Raw genomic sequence first — 26,228 nt, 5'->3', positions numbered from 1 at the left:
AAAAATACCCCACTCGCAAATCTAGCGAATGGGGTAATGTTTAGTCTTTTGTAGCTAAACCTTGAATGGTCAAATCTTGAATCGTGGCGACGGTAGTATCCTCCGTCAAAGCAGCCTTAAAGGTTACTTGGTCCCCTTCTTTCATGAAGATGGCAAAAGGACTGTTGTTGGAGTTCACGCTGTAAACCGTGCTGTCCTTAGCCAACAAGAAGGAGATCACGGTAGCGTTACTCCCTGGCAAGATCACCACTCGCTCCACGGTGCCGGTTTTTTCCGTCAATTCACTGGCGCCAGAGCTTTGATTATTGCTGCCTTTTGTGGCTAGCTCAATCCGGTAGGCGTCAAGTGCGCTTTGGGCATTTTCCGCATCTACCACGATGTCATTGTCCACGGCATTGATATAGACGTACTCTTTAAAGATCCCTTTTGTATCCATTAACGAAACGATCCACGTAGGTACTCCGTCGATATTGTACAAGACTGGCATTTCTGCCTGCCATTTTTTCTCTGGATAAATCTTAGAAGCGATGGAAATCGCTCCGTCACTATCCATGATCCCCACTTCTGGGTCCCGGTAATAGGTGATTTGTCCCGTCCGCGCATCGATTAAAGAATAGCCCAAGGCAGAGTCTTGATCATCGTCTCCGCTGGTAAAGTCGGTGAAGTAGTTCAACTGACCGTCTTTACTTAACATCGGGGTAATCTGGCCGCTAGCATAAATCCCATTGTCAGTTGGAATCTTCACATCTTTTTTCGCCCCGAAGATAAATTGATTCCACCAACCTTGACTGTAACGACCGAAGAATTCATTCATGCTATTGGCCGCAGCTGAGGTTAATGGCGCATCCACAAAGGCTGGGGCTTTGGCATTGTCATAAAGTTTCACGTCCCCGGTTTGGGCATTTAAAACCGCAGTTTTGAATTCGTCGTAGTGCATCAAGCCGCTGACGCCGTATTCTTTGTACAAAGTTTGGACGTAGTGAGGAATACCCTCTTCGTCGATTTCCAAGTTGATTTTGCCATAAGAAGCATAGCCGGGAAAAGCAGCGTAAATCCGGCGCGCCGCATCTTTCCCAAAATAAGCAGAAGGCGTGTAAATCAAGGGTTCTTTGACGAATTCCGGCTGGGCATTAATGTCTGTGGCGGAAATCTTAAAGTACCCCGGCACTTCTCCTAGTTTCAGCCATTTGAAAAAGCCTGTGTATTCCACCGTAGCCACGTAGACGTATTCCCCGTCAATGGTTTGGGCGGTGATGCCATCCAAGGTAAACATATTGGAATTTGGAATCACGGAGAATTTTTGTAGCATTTTGCGTTTGGCCATATCTGGTGCAATGGCGATCGGTGTTTCCTTTGTAGAGGTCAAAACTTCCGCTTTTTCCTCTGTTTTCAATGGCAATGAATCATACACTTCATCAATGGCCGTGATACTACTAATCTTAGACACCAAGAACAAGAGCACCATTAATGTACAAATGCCCCCGAAAATTTTGCCTACATTGCCTAATTTGCCACCGGTAACGGGTACTGCTTGCTTTCTCGTAGTATTCGGAGCAAAGCGCGCCCGAGCTTTTTCCACCCCTTGGCCTAAGCCTAAAACAAAGGCCGCCAAAAGACAGGCGACAAATGCACCCCACAAGTTGTACCACAAGATGGAAGACAAATTCTTACTTGGCAAAGCGGCGTATAAAAAGCCCCCCAGTAATACCAGTTCCCCAATGGTTAAAAAAATCAAACTCTTTGTGTGTTGGCCTTTGTTTAGCAGCCCTACTAGAATATTTACCAGTAGGATGCCGATGCCAAATAAGGCCGTTACCAAAATAAAATCAACAATCATCCTAATCCCTCTTTCTTCCCTTCATATTCCCCATTATCCGCCCTTTAAAGGGATTTGCATCAGCCTTGGGACGGATTTTTTTCTTTGTCTGGGCTGCTTTATTAAGCCAGTCGCTTAATAAAGTAATAACGGGTAATTCCCACTTTCGGTACGTCCGCTAACTCCGCAAACAAGTCAAAGCCTTGTTTTTCATAAAAGTCTTTTGCCTGATAATTGCGGGTGGTCAACGTGATGTTTTTCAAACCTAATTCTTTAAAGGCTTCTTCCCCGTGAGCCATGAGTTTTGTGCCCCAGTCTTGCCCTCGTAAGGTTTCGTCAATCGCCAAAAGATTGATATGAGCCGTCTCCATGGAGATTTTCGCCAAAAGTCCACCGACGAGCTGATCTTCTTGATACAGACCAAATGCCAGACTGGTAGCTTCCTCTTGGGGAAAGCCGGCTGCTAGTTGTTGTCGATCCAAAATCGCCTCTAAAGTAGGTGCCAGCTCTTTACTCGTAACTTCACGAATTTCCATCGTTTTCCCTCCATTTCCGTAAAAGAAAAGGGCCGAAAAAACGTTCCGGCCCTTTTTTCAACTGTTCGAATTTTAGCGAATCACCGCACCAAGCTTGTCTGTCAAAGCTTTGGTGACTTTATCCATGGCTTTATTGATGGTTTCATCTGTTAAAGTCGCTTCCGGATCCACGAAGGTCAAGCGATAGGCCATGGATTTGTGCCCGGCTTCGATGTTTTGTCCTTGGTACACATCAAACAAAGTCACTGCCGTCAAGTATTTTCCGGCAGAAGCACGAATGGTGTCCACGATTTCTTGGTTGGACAAAGTATCCGCAACGAGTAAAGCGATATCTCGTTTAACCGCCGGGAATTTAGAAACCGGTTGGTAAACCAAAGGCGCTACTTCTGCGTGTAATAAGGCCGCCAAGTTGACTTCAGCCACATAGGTTTCGCCGATGTCGTACGCTTTTGCCACACTTGGGTGAACTTGGCCCACAAAACCGATTTGACGTTCCCCTAAGAAGATGGCTGCGCTGCGGCCAGGGTGCAATTCTTTCATGCCACTCTTTTGGTAAGTGATCTGGTCTAAGACACCTAGTGTTGTGAAGACATTTTCCAGCATCCCTTTAATGGTGAAGAAGTCGGCTTTTTCACCGGTAGTTTGCCAGTCTTTTTGTGTTAGGGAACCAGTCACAGCCAGTGCCAAGTGTTTTTCTTCTTGAGGCAAGTTGTGTTTTGGTTCTTTGTCTTGCAAGAAGACCCGACCGATTTCATAGAACGCCAAGTCTTGGTTCTTACGAGAAAGGTTGTAAGCCACGTCGTCTAACAAACCAGCTACTAAGTTTAAGCGCAATACGGAGCGTTCTTCCGTCATTGGCCAGTCGAGCCGGGTCAATTCACTTTCTTCCCAAGTGAAGCTAGCGGATTTTTCTTCCGTAGACAAAGCATAGCTAATCGCTTCTGTTAAGCCTGAGCCTTCCAAAGTGGAACGGAGTGCTCTGGTTTTTGCTTGGTCAGCAGTTAAGCTGGCTGCTACGGTTTCCCCGCTTGGCAAAGTGGTTGGCAATTTATCGTAGCCGTAAATCCGAGCTACTTCTTCTAATAAATCGGCTGGAATGTGGATATCCCAACGTCTAGGTGGCACACTCACCGTATAGGTCCCTGCTTCTTCCAAATAAGGAAATCCCAATGCTTCGAAGACTTGATCCACGTCAGCTGTTGTTAAAGAAGTGCCTAAAGAGCGGTTAATGTGATCCAAGGTGATGGAGACCACGGCATTTTCCGGATGAACCTCACTGCCTTTTACCGCATCGGCTAAGACTTCCCCACCGGCTAACGCTTGAATCATAGCCGCGGCCACGTCACCGGCTTCTCCCACAGTGGCTTGGTTAATGCCTTTTTCAAAGCGGGCAGAAGATTCGCTGCGCAAATTGAACTGACGAGAGGTTTTGCGAATGGATAAGCCGTCGAACAAAGCGGCTTCCAAAGCCACGGTGGTCGTGGTTTCGGTGATTTCCGAATCCAAGCCCCCCATAGTACCGGCTAGTGCCACTGGCTGTGTGCCGTTTGTAATCACGATATTTTCTGGGGTTAACTTGCGTGTTTCCCCATCTAAAGTGACTAACTCTTCCCCAGCATTTGCCCGGCGTACAAGGATTTCTTGACTGCCTAATTTATCATAGTCAAACGCGTGTAAAGGTTGTCCGAACAAGAGCAAGATGTAGTTGGTTACATCCACCACGTTGTTAATCGGACGAATGCCTTCATTCATCAAGCGGTTTTGCAACCATTGCGGACTTGGGGCGATTTTGACATTTTCGATAATGCGAATTTGATACGACGGTGCATCTTGTTTGTCCGCCACGGTTACTTTAAGTTTATCAGCAGCTGGTCGTGGAACTTCCACTAAAGTCGTTTCAGGGAAGTGAGGTTTTTGGTTGTAAATCGCTCCGACTTCGTAAGCCACTCCCCGCATGGACAAAGCATCCGCCCGGTTTGGCGTAATGGACAATTCGATAATGGCATCATCCATATCCAAATACTTGAAGACTTCTTCTCCCGGAACAGCATCTTCAGGCAAGTATTGGATGCCTTCTGAGTATTCTTTCGGAATCACGCTATCGCTATAGCCGATTTCTTGCAAGGAGCAGATCATACCATTGGAGACTTGGCCTCGCATTTTGCCTTTTTTGATCTTCACATTGCCGGCGATTCGACTGCCTGGCAAAGCCACGATGACTTTGATGCCCGCTTTAACGTTTGGTGCCCCGCAGACGATTTGGGACAATTCTGCTTCCCCGATGTTCACTTGGCAAATAGACAAGTGGTCGCTGTCTGGATGAGGGACGCATTCCACGACTTCCCCTACGACGATTTTCTTCAAACCTTCTGCAGGATACGTGATGCCTTCCACTTCAATTCCCGTAACGGACATTTTATCTCCCAACTCTTTGGCACTGATTTGGGATAAGTCCAAGTATTCTTGCAACCATTTATATGAAACTAGCATGTTTGTTCCCCCTTGAACTGACTTAAGAAACGTAAGTCATTTTGATAGAAATTCCGGATGTCATTGACCCCATAGCGCAACATTGCTACCCGGTCAGGTCCTAAGCCAAAAGCAAAGCCGGAGTACACTTCAGGGTCGATGCCACTCATTTCCAGAACTGCTGGATGCACCATGCCGGCGCCTAAAATTTCGATCCACCCTGTGTGTTTGCAGACATTACAGCCGGCACCACCACATTTGAAGCAGCTTACATCGACTTCCACGGAAGGTTCGGTGAATGGGAAGTAACTTGGACGTAAGCGAATCTTCCGATCGGCCCCAAACATTTTTTGCATGACTACTTCTAAAGTCCCTTTTAAATCGGCCATGGTGATGTTTTTGTCGATGACCAAGCCTTCGATTTGATGGAATTGATGGCTGTGGGTCGCATCATCTGTATCCCGCCGGAAAACTTTCCCAGGAGAAATCATCCGCAAAGCGCCTTTGGAAAAGTCATGTTTTTCCATCACTCGGGCTTGCACCGGGGATGTATGGGTCCGGATCAGAGTTTCTTCTGAGATGTAGAACGTATCTTGCATATCCCGAGCCGGATGGTCTTTCGGCAAGTTCATCCGTTCGAAATTGTAGTGATCAGATTCTACTTCGTTGCCTTCAATCACTTGGTAGCCCATGCCTAAGAAGATGTCTTCAATCTCTTCCATGATTTGGGTCAAAACGTGCCGAGTCCCTTGTGGAAGTTGTTTTCCTGGTAACGTCACGTCAATGGCTTCTGCTGCCAGGGCCGCTTCTAAGGCCGCTGCTTCCAAAGCTTGATTTTTTGCTTCAATGGCTTGGGTTAGCTCGTCTCTGATTTCATTGGCAAAAGCTCCAACTAATGGTCGTTCTTCTGGGGACAAGTCCTTCATGCCTCGGAGCACTTCTGTAATCGGGCCTTTTTTCCCTAAAGTTTCCACGCGGATTTGATTCACCGCTTTGAGATCACTGGCATCTTCAATCTTTGCCAAAGTTGCCAGCTTCAGTGTTTCTAGTTTGTCTTGTAAAGACATCTGTTTCACTCCTTTTTGATTATGGCGGGGTAAGAATACAAAAAAACGCGCCGAATCGCCCTTAAAGGAACGATTCAACGCGTTACCATCCTAATTCGTGAGTTTACACCACGCACTTGTTTTCCATAACGATGGCAGATACCACCGGCTTGGCACAATACCAAGCAAGCTCGGGAAGTGAACTTCATTTTTCGACACCAGAACCTGCTTTCAGTCTCGGACAGGTCTCCCTTTCCTGGGTCAGCCAAACTACTCTTTTCCGTCAATGCTCATTGTTTATACGATTGAACCTAGTTTACAGAAATTTTAGCAGAAAATCAACTGCATTCCTCTGCCGTAATCCATTTTTCGCTCCATTTTTTGATTTCGGACAAGGTTTTTTCCAAATCAACACCCTTTTCCGTCAAGCAATAGAGGTTTTCATCCTTCGCCAAAATACCTTCTGCCGTCAATTCTTTGATCCGCTCTACCAAGACCCGGTCGCTAACTTCCGGTATTTTCTTGGCTAAATCCACAAAGCGTTGGGGTCCATCCTCCACGAAGACGTCGATAATCAAGCCGTTCCACTTTTTCCCTAAAAAGGAGAAAGTCTTCTCGAACTTAGGACAGAGCGCAAAATCTTGCACTTTTACACTTTCCATACCTATCACCTCAAGGGCATTATAGCACAATGCTTATTTATTGTAAGTCTATCGGCTCATGTTTTGACTTTTTACAAAGAAAGCACTCGTCGCTCCGTCAACCAGACCAAGTACACTTCCGTGACGGGTTTGTTTAAGGCTTCTTCTAAAGCTTGTTTGTATAATGTCAGCTGGCCTTGATAGCGTTCTAGCATCTTATTATCCTCACCATGAGGCACATAGTCCGTCTTGAAATCGTAAAGAATAATGTGGTCGGACAATTCCAAATAACCGTCGATAATCCCGTGAATCAACAGCTCATCCCCGGTTTCATCGTAGTCCTTAAAAATACTTTGAGCTTCTTTGAGCATGGCGAAAGGTTGTTCCCGACGCAAATGTCCGGCGTGCTCTTGGAACAAACGGCCTAATTCACTGGTTAAGAACCAATGAATTCCTTCATAGTCCACTTTTTGCGCTAGTTCCTCACTTAAGACGCCTTTTGCCACTAAAGTCTTCCCAAAAGCGGTTAACGCTTCTAAGGTGGCGGTTTGTTTCATGGGCCACAATTGCAAAAGCTGGTGGGTCGCCGAGCCGATTTCGCGACCGCTAATGGCCGCTTCTTCCCAAAACCGTGGCCGGGCTAATTCACTCTCCGTGAAACGGTAGCGGGTTTGGGCTTGTTCTTGGGCACTACGCCACTCTAACTGATTGTCCTCACTGTTATCTGGATCATCAAATAGCCGCTTGATTTCCGAGACGGACTGGTAACCGGTAGTTAAGGTAGCTTTGGGATGAGGATAAACATAATCCAACTGCTTTTTGACTTCTTGAAATTCCGCTTCTTGCTCTAAGACCACTTGCCGCTGTTGGACTGTTTCTGTCGGTTCAGGTGCTAGCTGTTCTTTTAAAAGGGTCACTTGATTGGCCAAGTCTTTTTCTTGGTAGAAGTGAATTTCAAAATTCGCGCCGTCATTGACCGTATAACTACGATCTGTCGCATCCGGAAAATATTGGGCCATTTTCGGATGACGCCACAAGGTCCGCCCAACCCAGTTCATCAAGACCCCGCTGGCTTGCATGCGCAAAGTGGGATTCAAGACGAGTTCTGTTTGGTTACTTGCCGCTTGCCATTTCTTTTGGGCATCTTCTTGATTTTTATAGGAACCCACTAAATAAAGCTTTTGCTCTGCCCGGGTCAAGGCCACGTAGAGCTTGCGCATTTCCTCGGAAAAGGCTTTTTGGCGGCGAATCTGCAAAATCGCTTGATAAGGCAAGGTTTCGTATTCCACTTGTTGTTCTTGATCCACGTATTTAATGCCGGCTCCAAGATTTTCCTCAAAGAGATAACGGGGGCGGAAGTCTTGCTGGCTCATATCCCGGGACATATCCAAGACAAAAACTAGAGGGAATTCTAATCCCTTACTGCCGTGAATGGTCATGACCCGCACGGCATTTTCCACAGGAGCAGACAAAGGCATAGCCAAGTCCACTTGTTTTTCCTGCATTTTTTCCACCATGCGGATGAATTTGTAAAGCCCTCGAAAGCTGGAATTCTCATAGGTTTGAGCCCGGTCCACCAAGGCTAAGAGATTGGCATAACGTTGGCGCCCCATGGCTTGTCCCAAACAGTAATCCAAATAACCGGTGTCGTCATACAGACGCCAAATTAATTCCGTCAGACTACGATTTTTGGAGAAGTCCCGCCAAAGATCCAACTGTTCCAAGAACGTGATGACTTTTTCTTGCAGTTCCGCTTCCCCGGTTTGACTGTAAGCCAACAAGGCTTCAAAAAAGCTACCTTCTTTGTTTTGGCTGCGAATCATGGCCAACTCCGGCTCGGTTAAGCCCACCATAGGCGAACGCAAAACGCTGGCTAGAGGGATGTCGTTGTCCGGATTGTCGATAATCGTCAATAGGGCAATCATGGTTTGGATTTCCGTGGTTTGGAAGTAGTTCTCCCCGTCGCTGATTTCTAAAGGAATCTGCAAGGTTTGAAAGCTTTCGATAATGGCATCGTTGTTCTTTTTCGTAGGAGTTAACAATACGATGTCGCGATAAGTCACCGGTCGTTGACGTTTTTCCTTTTTATCGTAAATCAAGAATCCTGCTTGCACCAATTGGGCAATTTTGGTGGCTACCATTAGGAGTTCCCCTTGGGTTTTGTTTTCTACCAAGCCGACTTCTTCTGCACAATCTGTTTCATAAAGCAAAAGTTCCGTATCGAATCCTTCAACCTCAGGAAAGGCCGGAAAGGCGGGAATCAAGGCTGCCGCTTCGTCGTAAGGAATCTGCCCCACTGCTTGGTCCATAAGTTGTTTAAAGACCAAGTTTGTAAAGTCCAAGACCTCGTGGCGGGAACGGAAATTTTCCGCTAAGACGATTCGCCGGCCGCCATTTTCTTCTGCAAAAGCCAGATACTTGTCGATAAACAATGTCGGGTCCGCCAAACGAAAGGCGTAAATCGACTGCTTCACATCCCCTACCATAAAGAGATTCCCCGGCTGGTCTTCTTCTGGAGAGACTTGGCGCACGTAGTACAAAATGGCTTCTTGCAGGCGGTTCACGTCTTGGTACTCATCCACCATGACCTCCACAAAGCGCTGGCGGTAATAGGTCGCTGCTACTTGCTGAGTATCGTCCCCTTGCAAAATTGCCAAAGTAAAGTGTTCCAAATCGTTAAAGTCCAGTAAGCCTTTTTCCAATTTTCGTTGGCGATAGGCCGCTAAAAACTGACCCGTTAATTCCGACAGGCACTCGACTAATGGCGCTGCTTGCTCCATGAGCTCCAACGCTTTTTCCGGAGCATAAGGCATGACTTCTCTCAGGCTTAAAATCAATTCCCGCCCGGACTTGCGTAGTGCTAAAAGCTCTTGGGAAGCTTCTTTGTTTTCATTGCGCTTTGGCATTAGACGAGCAGACAAATCCAGACTGCTTAACTGTAAGTAAAAGGCTGCTACGTCATCTGCTTCAAGCGCTTGTTTCAGGCGCTTGGCTTGGTTGATTTCTGGTTCCAGTTTTTCTAGATAGTTGTGGAAATCGGCAGTTTGTTCTGCTTGCTCCCACGCTTGCCGATAGTCGCTTAAGCCTAATGCCAAAGTCGCCGCCAGCTGAGGTTTCAGCTGGTTTTGATACAAAGGATTTGAAGCTAAGTCGGTGGTACTTTGATAATTCACCACTAGGTCTTGCAACCACTGACTAGGATTGGGACTGGCCACGGCAAATAAATACAATCGCATGACTAAATCCGTTAAGCCTTCATCGGACCGATCATTGGAGAAATTCTCCACTAACTGATAAAACAAAGGATCCCCAGAAGCGTACCACTCTTCCCGCAGTGCTTCCCAGACCTCTTCTTTTAAGAGCAGGGTTTCTGTTTCATCTGTGAGCATGCGAAACACCGGGTCGATGCCGATTAAATAGTAATACCGGCGAATCACCGTTAAGCAAAAGGCATGTAAAGTGGAAATATTGGCACTAGGTAAAAGAGTCAACTGCCGTGCGTAATGGGCCTGTTTTTGTGGGTCACTTTCTTTGGCCAATGCATCTTGAATGGCGCTTTGAATGCGTTCTTTCATCTCTCGTGCCGCCGCTTCCGTAAAGGTCACGATTAACAGGCTATCGATATCCGTGCCGGCTTTGAGTTTTTCAATCACCCGGCGCACTAAGACCGTGGTCTTCCCGGAACCGGCCGAAGCGGAAATCAATAAATTGTCGCCCCCGTCAAAGACCGACTGCCACTGTTTGTCGGTGAATTGTTCCGTGTCTGGTTTTAAGGGAATTGGCTGAGTGTGATTTTCCTTACTCATCTTTTAACGCCTCCTCCATTTCTTTTAAGAGATTTTCCTTGTCTTGGGCCCGTAAGCGATGGTAGTCATTTTCCTGAAGCATTACATCAAAGGTACACAGACTGCGGAAAGGACAGAAACTGCAAGCTCGCTTGCCACTAGGACTTAAATAGGGGTTCAAAGCGATTTCCCCGGTAACGATAGTGTCTGCGACTTGTTGCATCTTCAAGCGATTGTAGTCTTGCATCAGGTGAATTTCATCTTCACTGTAAAAGTTTTTATTTTGGGCCACGGGCTTAACGATTCCCTTGGCATCTTTGGTGATGGGGTAAAGCTGGGAAGCTTCTTTTTCCTGCAAAGTGGTGTCTAGGGCCGGATACAATTGGCCATTCTTTGCGTAGAATCCTTTGAGTTTGTACTTATCCAAAGGCCGCTGTTTGAGCCAGTCTTCTGGATTTTGAATCGGGTCGTGAATCCGCAAGTAATAAGCCCCCGCGGGATGAGCCTCTTTAGTGCCGATTAATTTATCCGCATCTCGCAAAGCCACATCCAAATAAGTCAGTAATTGCATCGCCAAACCATAGTAAGCTTCCATCAGATTAAACTGCTTGTCCCCGGACTTATAGTCCACTACTGCAAGCCAGGCTTCGTCGGCGAGCTCTAAGGCATCCACCCGGTCGATTTTCCCCCGCACGTGGAGCTTGCCGCCATTTTTCATCGGTAACTCTAAACCGGGAATCCCCTCTTTACCGGCGATTTGCCCGAAAAGTACTTCCGTTTGCACAGGACGCATCTTGGTCCGCTTGCCTTGTTCTTGCAAAGTCCAAGTCATCTTCTTAATGGTCTTTTCTAAACGGTAGCGCAAGTACTCCATACGGGCGGAACTTTGCAACACTTGGTATTGAGGCTCCGTAAAGAGTGCTTGCAAGAGTTCTTCAATGACACTTTGGCGTCTCTCCTCTGAAAGAGCGGTAAAATCTTGGCCTAAAGCTGAAACAGCTTTTAAGAAACGATTCAAGGAGTCATGAAACAAACTCCCGGTCATTAACGTATCCATGCCGTATAATTCTCGCTCTTTTAAGCGTAAACCATAGGCGGCGAAATACCGATACTCACACTCGTAGAAGCTCTCCAAGCGGGATACCGAGGCATAAATGTCTTGGCCGTAAACCTCTTGGGCTAGGCTTGGATCCATTGCCAGGGGTAAGTTTTGGTGGCTGCGACCGGCAAAAGCCCTTTTGGCGATTTCTGCCACGGGACTTTCCTGTAACGCCTGTTCCACCCGTTGCCACACATGGGGAATCAAAAGCTTTTCTTGCTCGCACTGGCGGTACAAATTATTTAATTGACCAATCGCACTACGGTAACTCGCCAAGTACTGCCCCGCATGTCCCTCCGGTGTCAAAAGCCCCCGGTCTTCTAAAGGAAGCTTGAGCCAAGTTTGGAAGCGGCGCAAATAAGGAGAAATCTGGATGTTTTGCTGGGTATCGTAATTCGCGGCGTAGCTTAAGTACAACTGCTCCGTGGCGGATAAAAACAATTTGTACGCAATCAATGGGGAGCGGGCATTTTGCTCCCCAGTACCTTCTTTGATAAATTTTTCTTCTGGTAAAACTTGATTTAACCGGCTTCGTTCTTCATCGGTTAACAGACTAGGATTTCCCGGTGCTTGCGGGAAATTGGTCTCGTTTAAGCCAATGGCAAAGGTCACTTTACACTGGCGAGGACGACTTAGAGTCAGCTGATTAATCTGAATCTGGTCAATCGTGGCGGGAATTTTTCCGTAAGCAGTATTTTCCAACCCAGCACTAAAGACTTCCTGGAACAATTCAAAGTCGAATGCTTCTTCGCCATAGATGTCCACGTACTCATCCATTAAGGCCATTAGGGAACTCCAAGTCTGCTCGTGATTCCGGGCATTTTCCAATTGCCCCATTTTTACTGCCTCGTCTCGCCAGTAAAGCAAGTTATCCGCTACCCCAGCATCTAATAAAAACTGATAAAGCAACACACAAGCAGCCCGACCGGTTTTCGCCTTAGTTAACTCCGTGATAAAAGTGCCCACTTGATCTCGGAATGCCCGGCGCAAGCGATTGGACCGTTCGGGTAATTGCCCTGTTTCCAGTTGTAGGGCATTTTCAAAATCAAAGCGCATCACCGGCCAGTCTTGTTCGGCCAACCAATAATACCCTTGAAAATTTTGCTTCAAAGCGAGATTTTCCGTCAAATCTACATCCCGGCGGAATTGGTTTAAAGCTTGCTGACGTTGTCCGGCGGCCGCCTCCAAGTAACTTTTAGGCAAGAACAGCTCGCTTTTCAATAATTGTAAGATGTCTTCTAAGCGATAGTGATAGCGCGGCAGATCCAAAAGCGTCCGCAGAAATTCCACCAGTGGATGCTGATCCATAGTGGCTTTTTGGTCGATATAAAAAGGTAATTCCGCTTGCTGGAATAAATGAGGAATCAACTCCCCATAAGTTTCCAAATCATTCGTCACCACTTGGATGTCTTTTAAGCGCAATTTGGGATCATGGCTAAGCAGTCGCTTGATTTCTGCGGTAATTTGGCGAATTTCTTCTTCTGGAGTGACCGCCTTCCACAGATGAACCCAATCTTGCAAGGAGAGTTGCGGCCGGTATTGTCCTTGGTTTTGGGTCAGACGCCAAAAGCGCTCTAGTTCCACTAAATGAGGATACTCCGTGCAGTCTTTGGCAGCAGGTAAAACGGCGATGGTAGTATTAGCCTGTTGGGCTGCTTGGGTTAATTGGTAAAAGATTTTCCCCGTGGCATGGAACAAGTCCAAAGATGAGGGTGGCGCCGTGGTATACTGCCGATCCAGTAACAAAGTCATGGTCAAGTCGGCTTTACTTAAAAGCACCTGTAACAACTGAACTTCTTGGGCATAGAGCTCTTCAAAACCATAGGCGATAAACAAAGTTTCCGATAAATCCGGTGGCGCCACCAAGTCTTGAGCCAAATTCCCTTGTAAAAAGTTCACTAAAACAGCCAAAGGATCTTCCACTTGCAAATCTCGGTCATTTAAAGCTTTTTGATAAGCGGTTAAAATTTTGGCGACTTCAGCAAGTTTGGCTTGTTCATCTTGCCATTTGGCCGTTTCGGGCCCTGTGAGAGTAGTGAAGTCCTGATTGGCAAGTAAGTCTGCCGGGGCCAGATTCCCCCCAGTGAGTTCTTGGTAAAAGTCCAACAACTGGCGTACGAAGCCAGCTTTTTGAATCTCGCTTTTAAAAACCACCAAGTCCTCTGCTAATTCCCCTAACACTTGGCGCAAAATCATGAGGCTCCCGGTCTCGCTAATGGTGTTTTCAGTTAATTGGCCGGTTTGTTGTAAAAAGTACCAAGCCAAGCGATAAAAACTGAAAACTTGGATATCAATGGTGCTAAAGCCCGGCGTTTGCTGCCGTTGTTTCAAGCCTTGCAATAGTTCTTGTTCTTGCACGAATTTATTGTAATTGGGCACCAAAAAAAAGACCTTTCCCTGGGGATGAGCCTGTTTGAATGCCACTGCTTCATCCACAGCGGAAGCCTGTAAATCACAGTTTCCGTGACCCAATAGAAATCGTAAACTCATAAGACGCCCTCCTAATTTCCTAATGGTTTCTTTAGTATAACAAAATTTCCAAGCAAAGTCCGAAGACAACAAAAACTCTAAAAAGACACCAAAGTCTTTTTAGAGTTTTTATCAATGATTAATGAGTCCAATGTCTTCTGGGGGCCAGAAAATCAGCTTTACATCTCCGGCAACCGTGGCTTCCTCGATAAAGCCAATGGACCGGGAATCCTTGGAAATCCGCCGATTGTCCCCCATAACGAGAATTTTACCTTGGGGAATTTTCCCAAAGCTAAAGCTGGTTTTGTGTCCTGGTCCTAAGGTCAGTGGCAAGCCGTCCGTAAGTGCTTCTTTGTACTCTTTAAGATACGGTTCCTCAATCGCTTGACCATCCACGTAAAGGACGTCTTCTTGATACTCCACAACCTCACCGGGTAAACCGATGACCCGCTTGATATAGTTTTTCCCTGGCTCATCTGGCGCAGGAAAAGTCACGATATCAAAGCGCTCTACTTGGAAGTTTAACAGCGCAATCACCCGCTCATCATCGTGTAAAGTGGGATCCATGGAATCTCCTTTGACGATTACCGGGGTGAAAACGAATTGCCGCAATAGCCATAAGACGACAAAAATTCCTAGTAAAGCTAGGAGTGTTTTAAGCCATTCTTTTTTCATACCAAGCCCTTCCCTTCTTGGTTAGCCTTTGTGCAATTACTTACAATAAGTGTACCATTTAGGAAAGATTGGGTAAAATAAAACGAGTTATTTGCAGAATTTTGACAAAAGACTTTTAACAGTCTTAGAGAACAAGCCTATTCTTCTCCGACGATAACTTCTATTGGAGTACCCTCTTGCAGTCGTTCCGCCAAAAACACCACGATTTCTTGTACCGGAGCATCAAAGACTAATAAAGGCCCCCGCATTCCTTTGCGAAAGAAGTTCAATTTGGTCTTTTTTCCATTAGCCAAAAGAACTACCCGGTTGACCTCTTCGTAAGGAACCCCTTTTAAATCCATGGCATTAGTGACAATGCGCTCTTTGGCCAGACCTTTGGAGTCTAAGAAAAAGCTAAAGATCAGCAAGGCTCCGAGCCAGCCGCGAATCTGATCATTGAGACTAGTTGCTTCGTGGGTGGCCAAAAACAAGGCACCAATGGCAAACAAAGGCACTGCCACATTGATCGTGGAGCGGCGTTTTGAGACGAACACCAACTCGCGTCGAACCAGAATCAAATAACCGTATAAGACAATCACTAGAAGGAGCAACAATCCGTTAAAGACATTCATCTTGTTTCTCCTTTCTTTGGAAAATACACTTCTCTTCAAAGATACTGTAAAATCTACTATTTGACAACTGCGGGGCGTTTTCTAGAGGATGTCGCTTTTCCTGAAAGGGGGTAATCGGCTACAATAGAAGCAAGAGAGATGGGAGGAATCATCATGGAATGGTTAGAAAAAATTCGCAGCAAGTTTATTTTAAGTGGCTTGCTTTTAATCGCAATCGGAGTCCTAGTGGTCTGGAAACCTGGCATGGTTTTTAACGGCATCGTTTATTTGGTTGCCGCCTACTTTGCTTTTATGGGACTGTTGAACCTCTACACGGTTTTACGGGAAAAGCCCCGGGATGCCAGTGCTTATGCTAGTGGGGTACTGCTTCTACTCGTGGCCTTGGGTGTGATCGTCTTAGCCAAGACCATTGTCTCCATCATCCCCTTCTTCTTAGGTTTGATGGTGCTTTTAGCAGGGATTCGGCAATTGCGCCAAGAACTAGCCTTAAACAAAGTCAATCAAGGGCGGCTTTCTTGGCTAATCTTCGGCTTGCTTCTGTGTATTGCCGGGGTCGTGCTGATGTTTAATCCCTTCCGCAGCGTGCTTTTGTTGTTCCAATTCTTTGGGGGGATTTTGATCGTTTACGGGATTTCCCAGTTGATCAACAGCAAAGACTTGTAAACGTCTTTTTCGTCTCGATGAATCTTAAGGAAAAATCAAACAGGGTTTTGATTGTGCTTTGGTCACAGATTGGCTATAATCTGGGTAATATACTAGAAGAAAGCTGGGAGCCAAATGCCAGAACTCAATCCCCAAGACGTGCCGGTCATCCTGATTCGCGATGCCCAGGGCAATACAATCGAAAAAATCTCCATGCGGGAATGGCGCAAACGCAAAGCCATCCAACAAGACGAGAGCTTCGAAATCAAGCTCTATCGCCAAGCTTTGACTTACTATGGGGATCAGGATTTTGACAAAGCCGAGGACTTGTTCTTATATCTTTGCGAGATCAATGACTATGGTGATTACAGCTACATCGAGCGCTTAGCCAATTTGTACCGGGGGCAAAATCGTCCGGACAAAGAACGAGGCCTGCTTTTAATCGCCTATCGCAAATTACGGGAAGATCCCGTAGCCCAGCGTATTGACAAACGTTTGGCCGGTCTCGATGCTGCTTTCTTGCCAAAACGAGGTACCTTGTATCAAGAATAAAACAAACCCGTTCCACTCTAACTACGAGTGGGACGGGTTTTCTTTTGTATTTAGCGTACCATTAAAGGCACTAGGAATGGATAACTAGTAAAGAAGTCTAATAGTGAGCGGCGACGATTGTCGGAGTCTACAAAAAGACTGGTCACTCCTTCTGCCATCTCGCTGATAGTAAGCTTTTGCTCTTGGTCTAATAAGACTTGGTAACGATCCTCAGGCAAGGTCTCAAAGTCAAATTCGGGATTTTCCATGGCTTTAATGAAAATATCATCCAAAACACTTGCTTCCAATGGAAATTCGGAATCTAGGCGCACTTGTAGCGGGTGAGCATTGTCCAATAGGCTTGGGGTAATGGTGAAGCCTAATTCCCGGAAATGAGTCAAAAGCTGATTTAGATCATAGTTGATTAAAGACAACTGATTTGTGGAAAAGACGTGTTCCACATGCCATTGCCGAACCAGTTCCAAGACTTGATTGTCCTCTACTTCCACTACCATTTCCCCTGGTTTTACCGTCATTAAGTTCATAAATGCGGTAGTAAACCGGCTGTCGATTGGGGTCATTTGGAAATTTAACGCCAAGTTTTGCGTCTCCGTGAGCTGGTATTGGATCAAGAAATGCTTGCTCTGCCAGACATCGTAGCGACTTCCTTGAGTCAATCCCACCGTGTGGAGTGGTTTTAACAATTCATAAGAGAAGTACTCCAACAAGGTCTTCTTCGCAATCGGTGAAATCGGCTCATTCGGCAAAATCAATTCTTGATAATACTGCAATAATTGACCGAAATCGGCTTCCATTAAGGCTTTACGCAGTTTTAAATCGGCTAATTCCCGTTCTGCCGTGGCGATTAATTGTTCGATTTCTTGATGGTCGGCTTCTTTGCTTTGATAATAGCGTTCCATTTCACTGCTTCGGGGAATTTCGGTAGGGATTTTTTCTTGAGTAGACGCTACTTCTGTGACATCTGCCTCCAAATCAAGGGTGTCCAATTCATCCTCGGCTGTTGCTTCCGTCCCATCGGCATTTTCCACATTTGAGACTTCCTCAGAGGGTTCTACCACTTCCGTAGCTTCTTCTGTTGCTGCTGCAGTAGTTTCTTCAGATAGGTGATCTGCTGGAAGGATTTCCTCGGTTACTTCCTGTGGCGTGGGAGCTTGCGTCGTGTTTTCGGGCACGATGACTTCTTTTGTGTTGATTTTTGTTTCCTTGCGTTCATTTTCGTTATTCATCGTCCCTCACCTCCCTTGTTTGTCCCGTATAGTTGGCCAAAAATTCGTCGATTTGCTCGGTCATTTCCGTCAAACCACCGAAATATTTGGTAATCAGCCGGCGTTCTTTTTCTACCAAAGCTCTAGCTAAGCGAATTTGCTTCATCTGCGCTTCGTAAGTCGCCCGCTTTTGGGCCACAAACTGACGATTGTCCACGTATTGTTGCCATTCCGCTTGCTTGGCTTCTAGCTCTCCTCGGCGTTTCAATAAGGGTTCTAATTCTTCCTCGACTTTGCCCCGATTAAAGAAGCCCTTGGTATTTTCAATGGCCGCTTCTTGATTTTTCAGTTCTTTTAGCTCGGCATTGACTTTTTCCAGTTGCGACTTCGCCGAGATCCCTTTTGCTTCTAATTCATTTAATTCGGCTTCTAGAGCGTTGATTTCTTCATTGCGCATCTTGCCATCCGCCCGAGGCATGAAACGTTGCCATTCACTGTCGATTTTGGGAATGATGAAAATCTCTGGGATACTGGCGTCGATACCGATCATCGGTCGCTCCCGGTAATACTCGCTAATCGTGTAATAATTCATCGTCTCCGAAATCTTTTCCTTATGCACCATAAATGGAAACCGGGCGGTAAAATTATCGTGAATCTTTTGGGTCAAGAGACGATCGATTTCATGGTTTTGATTCGAGGTCCGTTTTAATTCTTCATGCAGACGACCATTGTAGATCCGGTAAATATCCGGAATCGACTCCGACTTAATGGCGCCTTCAAACGCCTGGAGATCTTGTAACATTTGACCGATATTAGCGGAAGCGACTTTTTTGATCTCATCGAAGCTAGAGGCTTCTTCTGTCACTTCGGATTGTTGGTCAATGGTTTCTTCTGTCAATGGTTTCCCCTCCTTTGCTATCTCTCTCATTTTAGCATTAAACCTAGTAACTAAGCCAATAGAAGCCCTATTTCCTAAGAAAATAAGAAGAGGCCGAGACGTACCCTCGACCCCTTCATTGATTTTTGGTGACTAGCGTTATTTTGAAACTATTTCGTCAACCAAGGACCCACGGCAGCGAGTGCTTCAGGAATACCTGCTGGGTTTTTCCCACCGGCTTGGGCCATGTCTTTACGGCCACCACCGCCACCGCCAACCATTGGGGCAATGGTTTTGATCAAGTCCCCAGCAGCAAATCCAGCTGCCAAAGCTTTGTCATTCATCGCAGCCAACAAGTTGACTTTGCCTTCATTGGTTGTCGCCAAGACCAATACATCAGAAAGGTCTTTTTGTTTCCATTGATCGGCTAATTGGCGCAATTGATTCATGTCTTTTACTTGAATTTGAGCGGCGATGAAGCGTAAGTCGCCAGCGTTTTCCACGTTATTGAAGACATCCCCGGCTTGTTGGTTTGCCAGTTTGCTTGCCAAAGCTTCGTTGTCTTTTTGCAATTGTCGTAGTTGTTGTTGCAATTGTTCCGTTTTCGATACTACTTCTTTGATTTGTGGTGATTTCACGATTTGTGCGATTTCTTTTAATTGGGTTTCTTCCCCAAAAAGCAATTCGTATGCTTCCTTGCTAGTTACGGCTTCGATTCGGCGCACACCGGCTCCGATTCCAGACTCGGAAACAATCTTGAAGATGCCGATGTCTTCGGTATTCTTCACGTGCACCCCACCACACAATTCGATGGACCAATCGCCTACGTTGACCACTCGGACATCGTGACCGTATTTTTCCCCAAAGAGTGCCATGGCACCCATTTGTTTCGCTGTGTCAATGTCGGTTTCAATCGTTACTACAGGGATTGCTTCCCAGATTTTTTCGTTGACGATGGCTTCCATTTGCACCAATTCTTCCGCTGTCACTTGCCCAAAATGACTGAAGTCAAAACGCAAGTGTCCAGGTGCGACCAAAGAACCGGCTTGATTAGCATGGCTGCCTAAAACTTCTTTCAAAGCTTTGTGCAACAAGTGCGTCGCCGTATGATTTTTGATAATCTTGTTGCGACGAGCACTATCGATCGCTAAGTGATAGTTGGTACCTTCTTTGATTTCCCCCACCACATCTACTTGGTGTAAGAATTGGCCATTTGGTGCTTTTTGTACATCGTTGACTTGAGCGACCAGATTGCCAGCTTCGTCCCGAATTTCACCGGTATCGGCTACTTGCCCCCCCATTTCTGCATAAAATGGTGTTTCGGAAAAGATTAATTGAGCTGCGCCTTCGCTGATTTGGCTAACTAATTTGTCATGGGAAATAATTACCAAGCATTCGCTATCGGCAACTTCTTTTTCATAGCCCACGAATTTGCTGTCCACTTTAATGTCCGTTAACAAAGCGGATTGCACACCCATGGAAGTTTCCGTACTCCGAGCGTTACGAGCCCGAGTCCGTTGTGCTTCCATTTCTTGCTCGAAACCAGCATGATCGACTTTCAAACCTTCATCTTCCGCGACTTCTTCCGTTAATTCCACTGGGAAGCCATAGGTGTCGTACAATTTGAAAATGTCGCTACCGGCAAGGGTATCTCCATGTTCTTTTTTGACTTTTTCCAACAATTCGGTTAAGATTTCCAACCCTTCATTGATGGTTTCGTGGAAGCGTTCCTCTTCGTTTTTCACGACTTTTTCGATAAAGTCTTGTTGTTCCAAGATTTCTGGGTAGTAGCTTTCCATAATGTGGCCCACTGTTGGCACCAATTTGTACAAGAAGGCTTCGTCAATGCCTAGTTTCTTGCCGTGCATAACTGCCCGACGCAACAGACGACGCAAGACATAGCCCCGGCCTTCATTAGATGGCAATGCCCCGTCACCGATCGCAAAGGACAACGCCCGAATGTGATCGGCAATCACTTTAAAGGAGATGTCCGTTTGTGCATTATCCCCGTATTGAAAGTGCCCACTTAAGTCTTCTACTTGCTTGATGATTGGCAAGAATAAGTCCGTTTCAAAGTTGGTTGGGGCATTTTGTACGATGGAAACCATCCGTTCCAAGCCCATGCCCGTATCAATGTTTTTATGGGGTAGTGGTTCGTAAGTGCCGTCTGGTTTGTGGTTAAACTCGGAGAAGACCAAGTTCCAGATTTCCAAATAGCGTTCGTTTTCACCACCAGGATAGTTTTCCGGATCGTCTGGAGCTAAGTCGTTAAATTCTTCTCCTCGGTCGTAGAAGATTTCGGTGTCGGGACCACTTGGGCCAGCACCGATATCCCAGAAGTTGTCTTCGATTTCCACGATGTGATCTAAAGGCAAGCCCACTTCTTCGTGCCAAATCCGTTTTGCTTCCGTATCTTTTGGATAAACGGTCACATAGAGTAATTCCGGATCAAAAGCCATCCATTCAGCGCCTGTTAGAAATTCCCACGCCCAGTGAATCGCTTCTTCTTTAAAGTAATCCCCAATGGAGAAGTTCCCGAGCATTTCAAACATGGTATGGTGCCGTGCGGTTTTCCCAACATTTTCGATATCATTGGTTCGAATGGATTTTTGTGCATTGGTAATCCGGGGATTTTCCGGCACGACAGATCCATCAAAGTATTTTTTCAACGTTGCGACACCGGAGTTGATCCACAATAACGTAGGATCGTTAACCGGTACCAAAGAAGCGCTGGGTTCTACGCTGTGCCCTTTGGATTTAAAGAAGTCTAAAAAGAGTTGCCGAACTTCGGCACTGGTGAGTTGTTTCATGAAAATAGCCTACTTTCTAAAATTATTGGATAAAAAAAGACAGCCTTGCAGACCAAGGACGTGTCAACGCGGTACCACCTTGGTTGCAATGCTGTCGTGCATTACCTCTTAAGCTCGATAACGGTGAGGACCGTTGCGTTTTACCGCAAGTCAAAAAGGGAGCAATCACAAAGCCTTCTTGCTCTCATCTCAGCTTTTGAGAGCTTTCTGTGAAGAAGGGACCTTTTGATTATGGCCTTTTGTCTTTGTAAAGTATAGAAGATGTTTCAGAAAATGTCAACGGAAAATCCCGTCGTAAGCCTTCTGCTCCCTTGTAAAAAGGAACCACAACTCCCTTACTTCCGGTCGATTACCACGGCCCGGCGAAACAAGAATTCATCTAATGGCAAGGACTCCGTTTTTTCTAACTGTCGCGGCGCACGGAAATAAGTGGCCAAAGGTAAAAAGTCTAGCAAAGGAATCCCTGTAGTTTCCCAGTGATCTAGTTTTAACTGGGACTCTCGCGTAATTTCATACCGCTTCAAGGAATCATCGATTATAAGACCAAACATATTGGCACCTTGCAAGAAGGCTCTGACTTGGCGCCCCCAGTAAGAGTCGTCACTGTCTAGGTCATTGCCCCAGCGGAACAAACGCCGGGTGCCACCACCGACAGCGTATTCCCATTGATCTTCCGTTAAAAGACGGAACCCTTCTTTGCGGATGCCTTTGATGATTTCCTCTTGAGTTTTAAAGCGCCGCTCAAAAACATGGTAGCTTTCCAAATCAGCCGACAGCTCCAAATAATACTTTTCACCGATTTCGGCTTTTTCCGGCAGACTGAAATTCAAACTCTCTTCAAAGCTTGTAGGAGGGGTAAAAAGTTCTCGGACCGCTGTTTCCGCTTCGGCAAATCCCCCCACATCCCCGTTGAATTCCCCAGTGACCGTATCCAAGTCGCCTAGATACTTTGTTCCTACAGGGAGCGCGTATTTTTCCACCAACATCGGAGCGATGGCGACTTTACGCAAAGGCGTGGTGTAAAGGTTGACGAATTGATCCCATTGTTCTTCGGTTTCCAAGCCAAATTCTGTAAGCAACTGTTGGGTCAACAAGGATTTTTCTTCAGGAAATGGCGGTGCCCAAGCCGTAGCATTGATGCCTTCCACGCCTAAGTCCCAACCAAGAATCGCTTCTTGATTTCCCGGCACGAAGACAAACAAATCCCCGTCAATGGCTAATTCCGCCGTGCGACATTTCACGCCGGCTAATTCAAAATCCACCAAACGAATGTCTGTCACCAGTTTTAAGGGGCTGACAAAGTACATCAACACCTTGCCAATCACTTGTAACATGGCCTCATCGGTTAACTTCTTCCAATTGCTCCATTCCATCATCTCAAATAAATTCATCCTACTGACTCCCTTATTCCAATCTGTTATCATTAAGTATACCACGACTCAATCAGGACAGGAGCAAAAATGAAAAGACAAGTCTTTGGCAACGACTCTTGGCTGCAAGCAGCCGCCTTTTATCTACGCTATCAAGTCTTTGTGCTAGAGCAAGGCATCCCAGCGGAATTAGAATTCGATGAATTGGATAAACAGCAACCGGACTTTTTTGTGATGTTTGATGGACAAATCCCGATTGCCACCATTCGTTATCAAAGGGATAGCAAGCGTGCTAACTGGATTCGCCCGGATCGTTTTTGTGTAGCCAAAGCCTATCGCAAACAAGGAATCGGCCAGCAATTATTAGTAGACTATGAAGCCAAAGCGCAAAAAGAAGGCTACTTGGGCAGCGTCCTAAGTGCCGAAGCCAGCGCTCAAGGCTTTTACGAAAAACTCGGCTACCAGCCTTTTGGTGACCCCTTCTATGAAGATGGCCTTCTCTGTATCACTATGGAAAAACGTTTTAAAGACTACTAGTTTTAGCCCGTGTTGCCTCACTCAAAGGAAACTATCATAGCATACAAAAAAGCCGAGAAATTTCTCGGCTTTTTGTGTTTCTAATTTTATTGTCCATCAGTGGAACGTTTTTTGTGTTTGCGAGCGGTTCTTGTTTGTTGACGCCGTTCGATTTTACGTTTTTGTCGATTGCTATCATCCACTGCTCGTTGGATTTTCTTCTTATAACCAGGCTTGATTTTCTTTTTCTTCTTTTTCACCAAGCCGATTAACGTGGGATCCAACTCGTCTTTGCTCTTTTCCCGTTTTTTCCGACGGTTGCGGTCGTAGCTATCAACCAATTCGCCGTTTTTCAGCTCTTTTGGTTCAAAAGTTACGCCGATTTTTTCCAAAGCAATGATGCTAGCTTCATCGGCAGGATCGTACAAAGTAATCGCCGTTCCAGGCAAGCCATTACGTCCAGTCCGGCCCACTCGGTGAATGAAGAATTCCAAATCACTAGGCAATTCGGCGTTGATCACATGGGAAACGCCTTCGATATCAATGCCCCGAGCTGCTAAATCGGTGGCCACCACGTATTGGTAGTCCATATTTTGCACTTGACGCATGATGCGTTTACGTTCCCGCGGAGTGATATCCCCGTGAATCTTCGCGACTTTTAGGCCTTGATTCTTCAAGTAGTCGGTGATTTCATCCACTTTTTGCTTCGTATTCGCAAAAACAATGGCCAAGTACGGCTGTCCCATGGTCAACAGTTGGTAAATCTGTTGATTGGTATTGCGTCCTTTAGTGGAAACCAACCAGTTTTCGATGGTTTCAGAAAGGACTGCTTTCGGCTTGATTTCCTCGATAATCGGATTTTGCATGTATTTCTTCAAGAAAGGACGCAGTTTTTCTGGAATCGTGGCAGAAAAGACCAAAATTTGGAGTCTTTCCGGTAAGCGACCAGCGATTTGGTCGACTTCTGCTAAAAAGCCCATATCTAAGGTCATGTCCGCTTCATCCACTACAAAAGCATTAGCCGTGTGAATGTCCAAAGCTTGTTCATTCAACAAGTCCAAAATCCGTCCCGGCGTACCGATTACGATATGGGGTTGTTGATGTTGCAGGCGCTCGATTTGGCGTTTTTTATCCGTTCCCCCCACAAAATTCGTCACGCGAATCAAAGGATCAGAGAAGCCGGCAATTTGTTTAGCTGCTTGGTAAATCTGGGTGGCCAACTCCCGGCTTGGGGCGGTCACTACGACTTGGACTTCATTTTTCGTAGGATCGATCCGATCCATTAAGGGTAACAAAAACGTATGGGTCTTCCCGGTACCGGTTTGGGATTGGCCCACCACACTTTTTTTCTTCTGGATCAAAGGAATCAATCGTTGTTGGACTTCCGTAGGTTGGGAAAAGCCTAGTTCTTTCAGGGCGTTTGTGATAAATGGTTTGAATTCAAATGTTTCAAAGGTCATTTGCTCCACCTTCTTTCTTTTGGCAATCCTTGGCATTATAGCATATTTGTGCATCTCTGGCGAATTTTCTTTTCATTTTCACCGGCGAGATATTTTCCTAATCCCCTAAAATGAAGTATGATGATTACAGGGGGTGTCCAAGATGTTAAATCCATATTTTGCCTACGGGGTACCAGTGGCGCTACTTATCCTTTATGCGGGCTTTGCGATTTTTCGCAAGCGGAGCGAGGTTTCTTATATCGGCTTTGTGCTCTTTATTATCGCCGGCTTTTTAAGCGCTTTTTGTTTTCAAGTGATTCAGTATGCCTTTCACGAAGCAGCGGTAAAAGACTGGACGGCGGTTACCCATGCGTTAGGCGCGCCTGTTTGGACGCTTTATATTGGACTGGTAATTGGCATCATCTTAGTCGCTTTAAACTTGATTCGGGCTTGGCGTCGGATTTACAAAATACGCCACCAATAATTTTTTACAATACGCAAGAAAAGGTCGGGACACACGTGCCCCGGCCTTTTTGTTTGGTTAAATAAAATCCGAACCCGGAAGCTGCCTACTTCCTAATCCTCCCTAATCGACAAATTCGAAATACTGGATATCAATGCCATTGTGTTTCGACATTTTATCCAAAATGGCTAATTCCAAACGCAAATACGCCTTATCGATTAAAAGGTATTTATTTTCTTCCAGGGCTTCCTCAATATAAGGCAACACTAGGTTTTCATCCCCGGCGATTTGCCCTTTCGTCTTGGCGGTATTCAAAAAAATACGATGATCTCGGAGCAAAAAATACTCGTGGTCGTATTTGTAAACCGCCACGCGATACTCCTTATTAATAAAATGGCCCTGAATGATAAAAAAACATTCGGACACATTGGCCAACACCCTGGCCATTTCATCTACCTTATATGCTTTCTGGTAAAACATGCTCTTCAACTCCCTACCCCGATTATAGGGGATGGCGTCGAAAAAAAGAAACAATACACCTTAGCATTAAAAAATTTTCAAATATCCCATTCTTGATAGAACTCTGTGAGAAAGTCCTCCATGAATTGCTTCCGGCGTAGGCCTTCTTGTTTCCCATAAGGCGTGTTCATCAGATCGACTAATAAAAACAATTTTTCATAGACGTGATTGATAACTGTCGTTCCTTGGCGATACTCGCCTTTGGAGGTAAATTTCTTTGGTTCCATATTTGGATCGTGTAAAGGATGCCCACTGTAACCACCAAAATAAGCCGTCCGCAGTAACCCCATCGCTCCTAAAGCCTCTAAGCGGTCTGCGTCTTGGACGATTTGTCCGGTTAAAGGTAGTGGCAGACTGTTGCCAAAGTATTGTTTTGAAAAAGACAAATTGTCAATAATCAAAAGAATCTCTAAGACTTGTTCTCCGCTCAACCCCTGTGTACCTAAAAATTCCCGCAGATCTTCTGTGGCTGCCTCCACATCGGCTACCACTTTGTCATCAATCGTATCGTGTAAGTAGCAAGCCGCCAAGACTACCGTGGCATCCACGGATTCTTCCGTATGGGCCAAGATTTTTTCTGCCAAATGAGCCACACGCTGGGCATGGTCATAACCATGCCCGCTACCGTCGTGGGCCAAATGTTGTTTTGCGTAGTCCATAATGCCGGCTATTTGAGCCATTACTTCTT

20 protein-coding genes are annotated in these 26,228 nt (G+C 45.9%); 4 read left to right on the top strand and 16 right to left on the bottom strand.

Annotated features, from left to right (window positions below):
• Positions 1-40 precede the first annotated feature (40 nt).
• The 9 genes from I579_RS11990 to I579_RS11950 all read right to left on the bottom strand — a co-directional run bounded on the left by I579_RS11990 (position 41) and on the right by I579_RS11950 (position 15,147).
• Positions 41-1,837, bottom strand: coding sequence for a hypothetical protein (locus I579_RS11990; protein WP_010753669.1), 1,797 nt, complete (start codon positions 1,835-1,837; stop codon positions 41-43).
• Between the two features lie 101 nt (positions 1,838-1,938).
• Positions 1,939-2,352 carry a GNAT family N-acetyltransferase gene (locus tag I579_RS11985; RefSeq protein WP_010753668.1) on the bottom strand — a complete coding sequence of 138 codons (414 nt, stop codon included), beginning with the start codon at positions 2,350-2,352 and terminating at the stop codon, positions 1,939-1,941.
• A 72-nt stretch (positions 2,353-2,424) separates the two neighbouring features.
• Positions 2,425-4,842, bottom strand: coding sequence for a phenylalanine--tRNA ligase subunit beta (gene pheT, locus I579_RS11980; protein WP_010753667.1), 2,418 nt, complete (start codon positions 4,840-4,842; stop codon positions 2,425-2,427).
• Positions 4,836-5,888, bottom strand: a complete 1,053-nt coding sequence (gene pheS / locus I579_RS11975; RefSeq protein WP_010753666.1) for a phenylalanine--tRNA ligase subunit alpha — start codon at positions 5,886-5,888, stop codon at positions 4,836-4,838. Before pheS ends, pheT begins: the two co-directional genes overlap by 7 nt.
• A 317-nt stretch (positions 5,889-6,205) precedes the next feature.
• Positions 6,206-6,529: a winged helix-turn-helix transcriptional regulator gene (locus I579_RS11970; protein WP_010753665.1), complete on the bottom strand. Its 324-nt coding sequence runs from the start codon at positions 6,527-6,529 to the stop codon at positions 6,206-6,208.
• A gap of 71 nt (positions 6,530-6,600) precedes the next feature.
• Positions 6,601-10,314 carry a helicase-exonuclease AddAB subunit AddA gene (addA, locus tag I579_RS11965; protein ID WP_010753664.1) on the bottom strand — a complete coding sequence of 1,238 codons (3,714 nt, stop codon included), beginning with the start codon at positions 10,312-10,314 and terminating at the stop codon, positions 6,601-6,603.
• Complete coding sequence (locus I579_RS11960; protein WP_010753663.1) at positions 10,307-13,882, bottom strand: PD-(D/E)XK nuclease family protein; 3,576 nt, start codon at positions 13,880-13,882, stop codon at positions 10,307-10,309. The genes addA and I579_RS11960 overlap by 8 nt, the downstream gene beginning before the upstream one ends.
• A gap of 111 nt (positions 13,883-13,993) precedes the next feature.
• Entirely contained in the window at positions 13,994-14,536 is a 543-nt protein-coding gene (gene lepB / locus I579_RS11955; RefSeq protein ID WP_010753662.1) for a signal peptidase I, read from the bottom strand.
• A gap of 137 nt (positions 14,537-14,673) precedes the next feature.
• Entirely contained in the window at positions 14,674-15,147 is a 474-nt protein-coding gene (locus I579_RS11950; RefSeq protein ID WP_010753661.1) for a hypothetical protein, read from the bottom strand.
• A 153-nt stretch (positions 15,148-15,300) separates the two neighbouring features.
• Between I579_RS11950 and I579_RS11945 the strand changes: the two genes are divergently transcribed.
• Positions 15,301-15,810 (top strand): HdeD family acid-resistance protein, encoded by a 510-nt coding sequence (locus tag I579_RS11945; RefSeq protein WP_010753660.1) that lies wholly within the window; start codon positions 15,301-15,303, stop codon positions 15,808-15,810.
• A gap of 114 nt (positions 15,811-15,924) precedes the next feature.
• A complete protein-coding gene (locus I579_RS11940) occupies positions 15,925-16,341 on the top strand; it encodes a hypothetical protein (protein ID WP_010753659.1) in 417 nt (138 codons plus the stop codon).
• A 50-nt stretch (positions 16,342-16,391) separates the two neighbouring features.
• On the opposite strand, the gene I579_RS11935 is transcribed toward I579_RS11940, so the two are convergent.
• The 4 genes from I579_RS11935 to I579_RS11920 all read right to left on the bottom strand — a co-directional run bounded on the left by I579_RS11935 (position 16,392) and on the right by I579_RS11920 (position 22,624).
• A complete protein-coding gene (locus I579_RS11935) occupies positions 16,392-17,567 on the bottom strand; it encodes a hypothetical protein (protein WP_010753658.1) in 1,176 nt (391 codons plus the stop codon).
• Positions 17,560-18,444 carry a coiled-coil domain-containing protein gene (locus I579_RS11930; protein ID WP_010753657.1) on the bottom strand — a complete coding sequence of 295 codons (885 nt, stop codon included), beginning with the start codon at positions 18,442-18,444 and terminating at the stop codon, positions 17,560-17,562. Before I579_RS11930 ends, I579_RS11935 begins: the two co-directional genes overlap by 8 nt.
• 149 nt (positions 18,445-18,593) lie before the next feature.
• Positions 18,594-21,233, bottom strand: coding sequence for an alanine--tRNA ligase (gene alaS, locus I579_RS11925; RefSeq protein WP_010753656.1), 2,640 nt, complete (start codon positions 21,231-21,233; stop codon positions 18,594-18,596).
• 335 nt (positions 21,234-21,568) lie between these two features.
• The gene (locus I579_RS11920) at positions 21,569-22,624 is read right to left on the bottom strand and encodes a DUF7278 family profilin-like fold-containing protein (RefSeq protein ID WP_010753655.1); all 1,056 of its coding nucleotides are present in this window, start codon (positions 22,622-22,624) and stop codon (positions 21,569-21,571) included.
• Positions 22,625-22,693: 69 nt separating this feature from the next.
• On the opposite strand from I579_RS11920, the gene I579_RS11915 reads away from it, so the two are divergent.
• On the top strand, positions 22,694-23,140 hold the full coding sequence (locus tag I579_RS11915) for a GNAT family N-acetyltransferase (protein ID WP_010753654.1): 447 nt from the start codon (positions 22,694-22,696) through the stop codon (positions 23,138-23,140).
• Positions 23,141-23,226: 86 nt separating this feature from the next.
• Here I579_RS11915 and I579_RS11910 read toward each other — a convergent pair whose 3' ends face one another.
• Positions 23,227-24,579, bottom strand: a complete 1,353-nt coding sequence (locus I579_RS11910) for a DEAD/DEAH box helicase (RefSeq protein WP_010753653.1) — start codon at positions 24,577-24,579, stop codon at positions 23,227-23,229.
• A gap of 142 nt (positions 24,580-24,721) precedes the next feature.
• On the opposite strand from I579_RS11910, the gene I579_RS11905 reads away from it, so the two are divergent.
• Positions 24,722-25,042 carry a hypothetical protein gene (locus I579_RS11905; protein ID WP_010753652.1) on the top strand — a complete coding sequence of 107 codons (321 nt, stop codon included), beginning with the start codon at positions 24,722-24,724 and terminating at the stop codon, positions 25,040-25,042.
• A 102-nt stretch (positions 25,043-25,144) separates the two neighbouring features.
• On the opposite strand, the gene I579_RS11900 is transcribed toward I579_RS11905, so the two are convergent.
• Positions 25,145-25,501: a hypothetical protein gene (locus I579_RS11900; RefSeq protein ID WP_010753651.1), complete on the bottom strand. Its 357-nt coding sequence runs from the start codon at positions 25,499-25,501 to the stop codon at positions 25,145-25,147.
• A gap of 77 nt (positions 25,502-25,578) precedes the next feature.
• On the bottom strand, positions 25,579-26,220 hold the full coding sequence (locus I579_RS11895; RefSeq protein WP_034810420.1) for an HD domain-containing protein: 642 nt from the start codon (positions 26,218-26,220) through the stop codon (positions 25,579-25,581).
• Positions 26,221-26,228 lie beyond the last annotated feature (8 nt).

Source organism: Enterococcus asini ATCC 700915, assembly GCF_000407365.1.
Taxonomy (GTDB): Bacteria; Bacillota; Bacilli; order Lactobacillales; family Enterococcaceae; genus Enterococcus_C; species Enterococcus_C asini.
The sequence above is the reverse complement of the archived record's forward strand: the minus strand, read 5'-3'. Positions and strand labels throughout refer to the sequence as shown.

Excerpts from the sequence above, each read along its gene's own strand:
- lepB (WP_010753662.1), bottom strand. The coding sequence starts at position 14,536 with ATGAAAAAAGAATGGCTTAAAACACTCCTAGCTTTACTAGGAATTTTT.
- I579_RS11910 (WP_010753653.1), bottom strand. The coding sequence starts at position 24,579 with ATGACCTTTGAAACATTTGAATTCAAACCATTTATCACAAACGCCCTG.
- pheT (WP_010753667.1), bottom strand. The coding sequence starts at position 4,842 with ATGCTAGTTTCATATAAATGGTTGCAAGAATACTTGGACTTATCCCAA.
- I579_RS11990 (WP_010753669.1), bottom strand. The coding sequence starts at position 1,837 with ATGATTGTTGATTTTATTTTGGTAACGGCCTTATTTGGCATCGGCATC.
- I579_RS11895 (WP_034810420.1), bottom strand. The coding sequence starts at position 26,220 with ATGGCTCAAATAGCCGGCATTATGGACTACGCAAAACAACATTTGGCC.
- I579_RS11960 (WP_010753663.1), bottom strand. The coding sequence starts at position 13,882 with ATGAGTTTACGATTTCTATTGGGTCACGGAAACTGTGATTTACAGGCT.
- I579_RS11945 (WP_010753660.1), top strand. The coding sequence starts at position 15,301 with ATGGAATGGTTAGAAAAAATTCGCAGCAAGTTTATTTTAAGTGGCTTG.
- I579_RS11905 (WP_010753652.1), top strand. The coding sequence starts at position 24,722 with ATGTTAAATCCATATTTTGCCTACGGGGTACCAGTGGCGCTACTTATC.
- alaS (WP_010753656.1), bottom strand. The coding sequence starts at position 21,233 with ATGAAACAACTCACCAGTGCCGAAGTTCGGCAACTCTTTTTAGACTTC.
- addA (WP_010753664.1), bottom strand. The coding sequence starts at position 10,314 with ATGAGTAAGGAAAATCACACTCAGCCAATTCCCTTAAAACCAGACACG.
- I579_RS11920 (WP_010753655.1), bottom strand. The coding sequence starts at position 22,624 with ATGAATTTATTTGAGATGATGGAATGGAGCAATTGGAAGAAGTTAACC.
- I579_RS11935 (WP_010753658.1), bottom strand. The coding sequence starts at position 17,567 with ATGAATAACGAAAATGAACGCAAGGAAACAAAAATCAACACAAAAGAA.
- I579_RS11970 (WP_010753665.1), bottom strand. The coding sequence starts at position 6,529 with ATGGAAAGTGTAAAAGTGCAAGATTTTGCGCTCTGTCCTAAGTTCGAG.
- I579_RS11900 (WP_010753651.1), bottom strand. The coding sequence starts at position 25,501 with ATGTTTTACCAGAAAGCATATAAGGTAGATGAAATGGCCAGGGTGTTG.
- I579_RS11940 (WP_010753659.1), top strand. The coding sequence starts at position 15,925 with ATGCCAGAACTCAATCCCCAAGACGTGCCGGTCATCCTGATTCGCGAT.
- pheS (WP_010753666.1), bottom strand. The coding sequence starts at position 5,888 with ATGTCTTTACAAGACAAACTAGAAACACTGAAGCTGGCAACTTTGGCA.
- I579_RS11915 (WP_010753654.1), top strand. The coding sequence starts at position 22,694 with ATGAAAAGACAAGTCTTTGGCAACGACTCTTGGCTGCAAGCAGCCGCC.
- I579_RS11985 (WP_010753668.1), bottom strand. The coding sequence starts at position 2,352 with ATGGAAATTCGTGAAGTTACGAGTAAAGAGCTGGCACCTACTTTAGAG.
- I579_RS11950 (WP_010753661.1), bottom strand. The coding sequence starts at position 15,147 with ATGAATGTCTTTAACGGATTGTTGCTCCTTCTAGTGATTGTCTTATAC.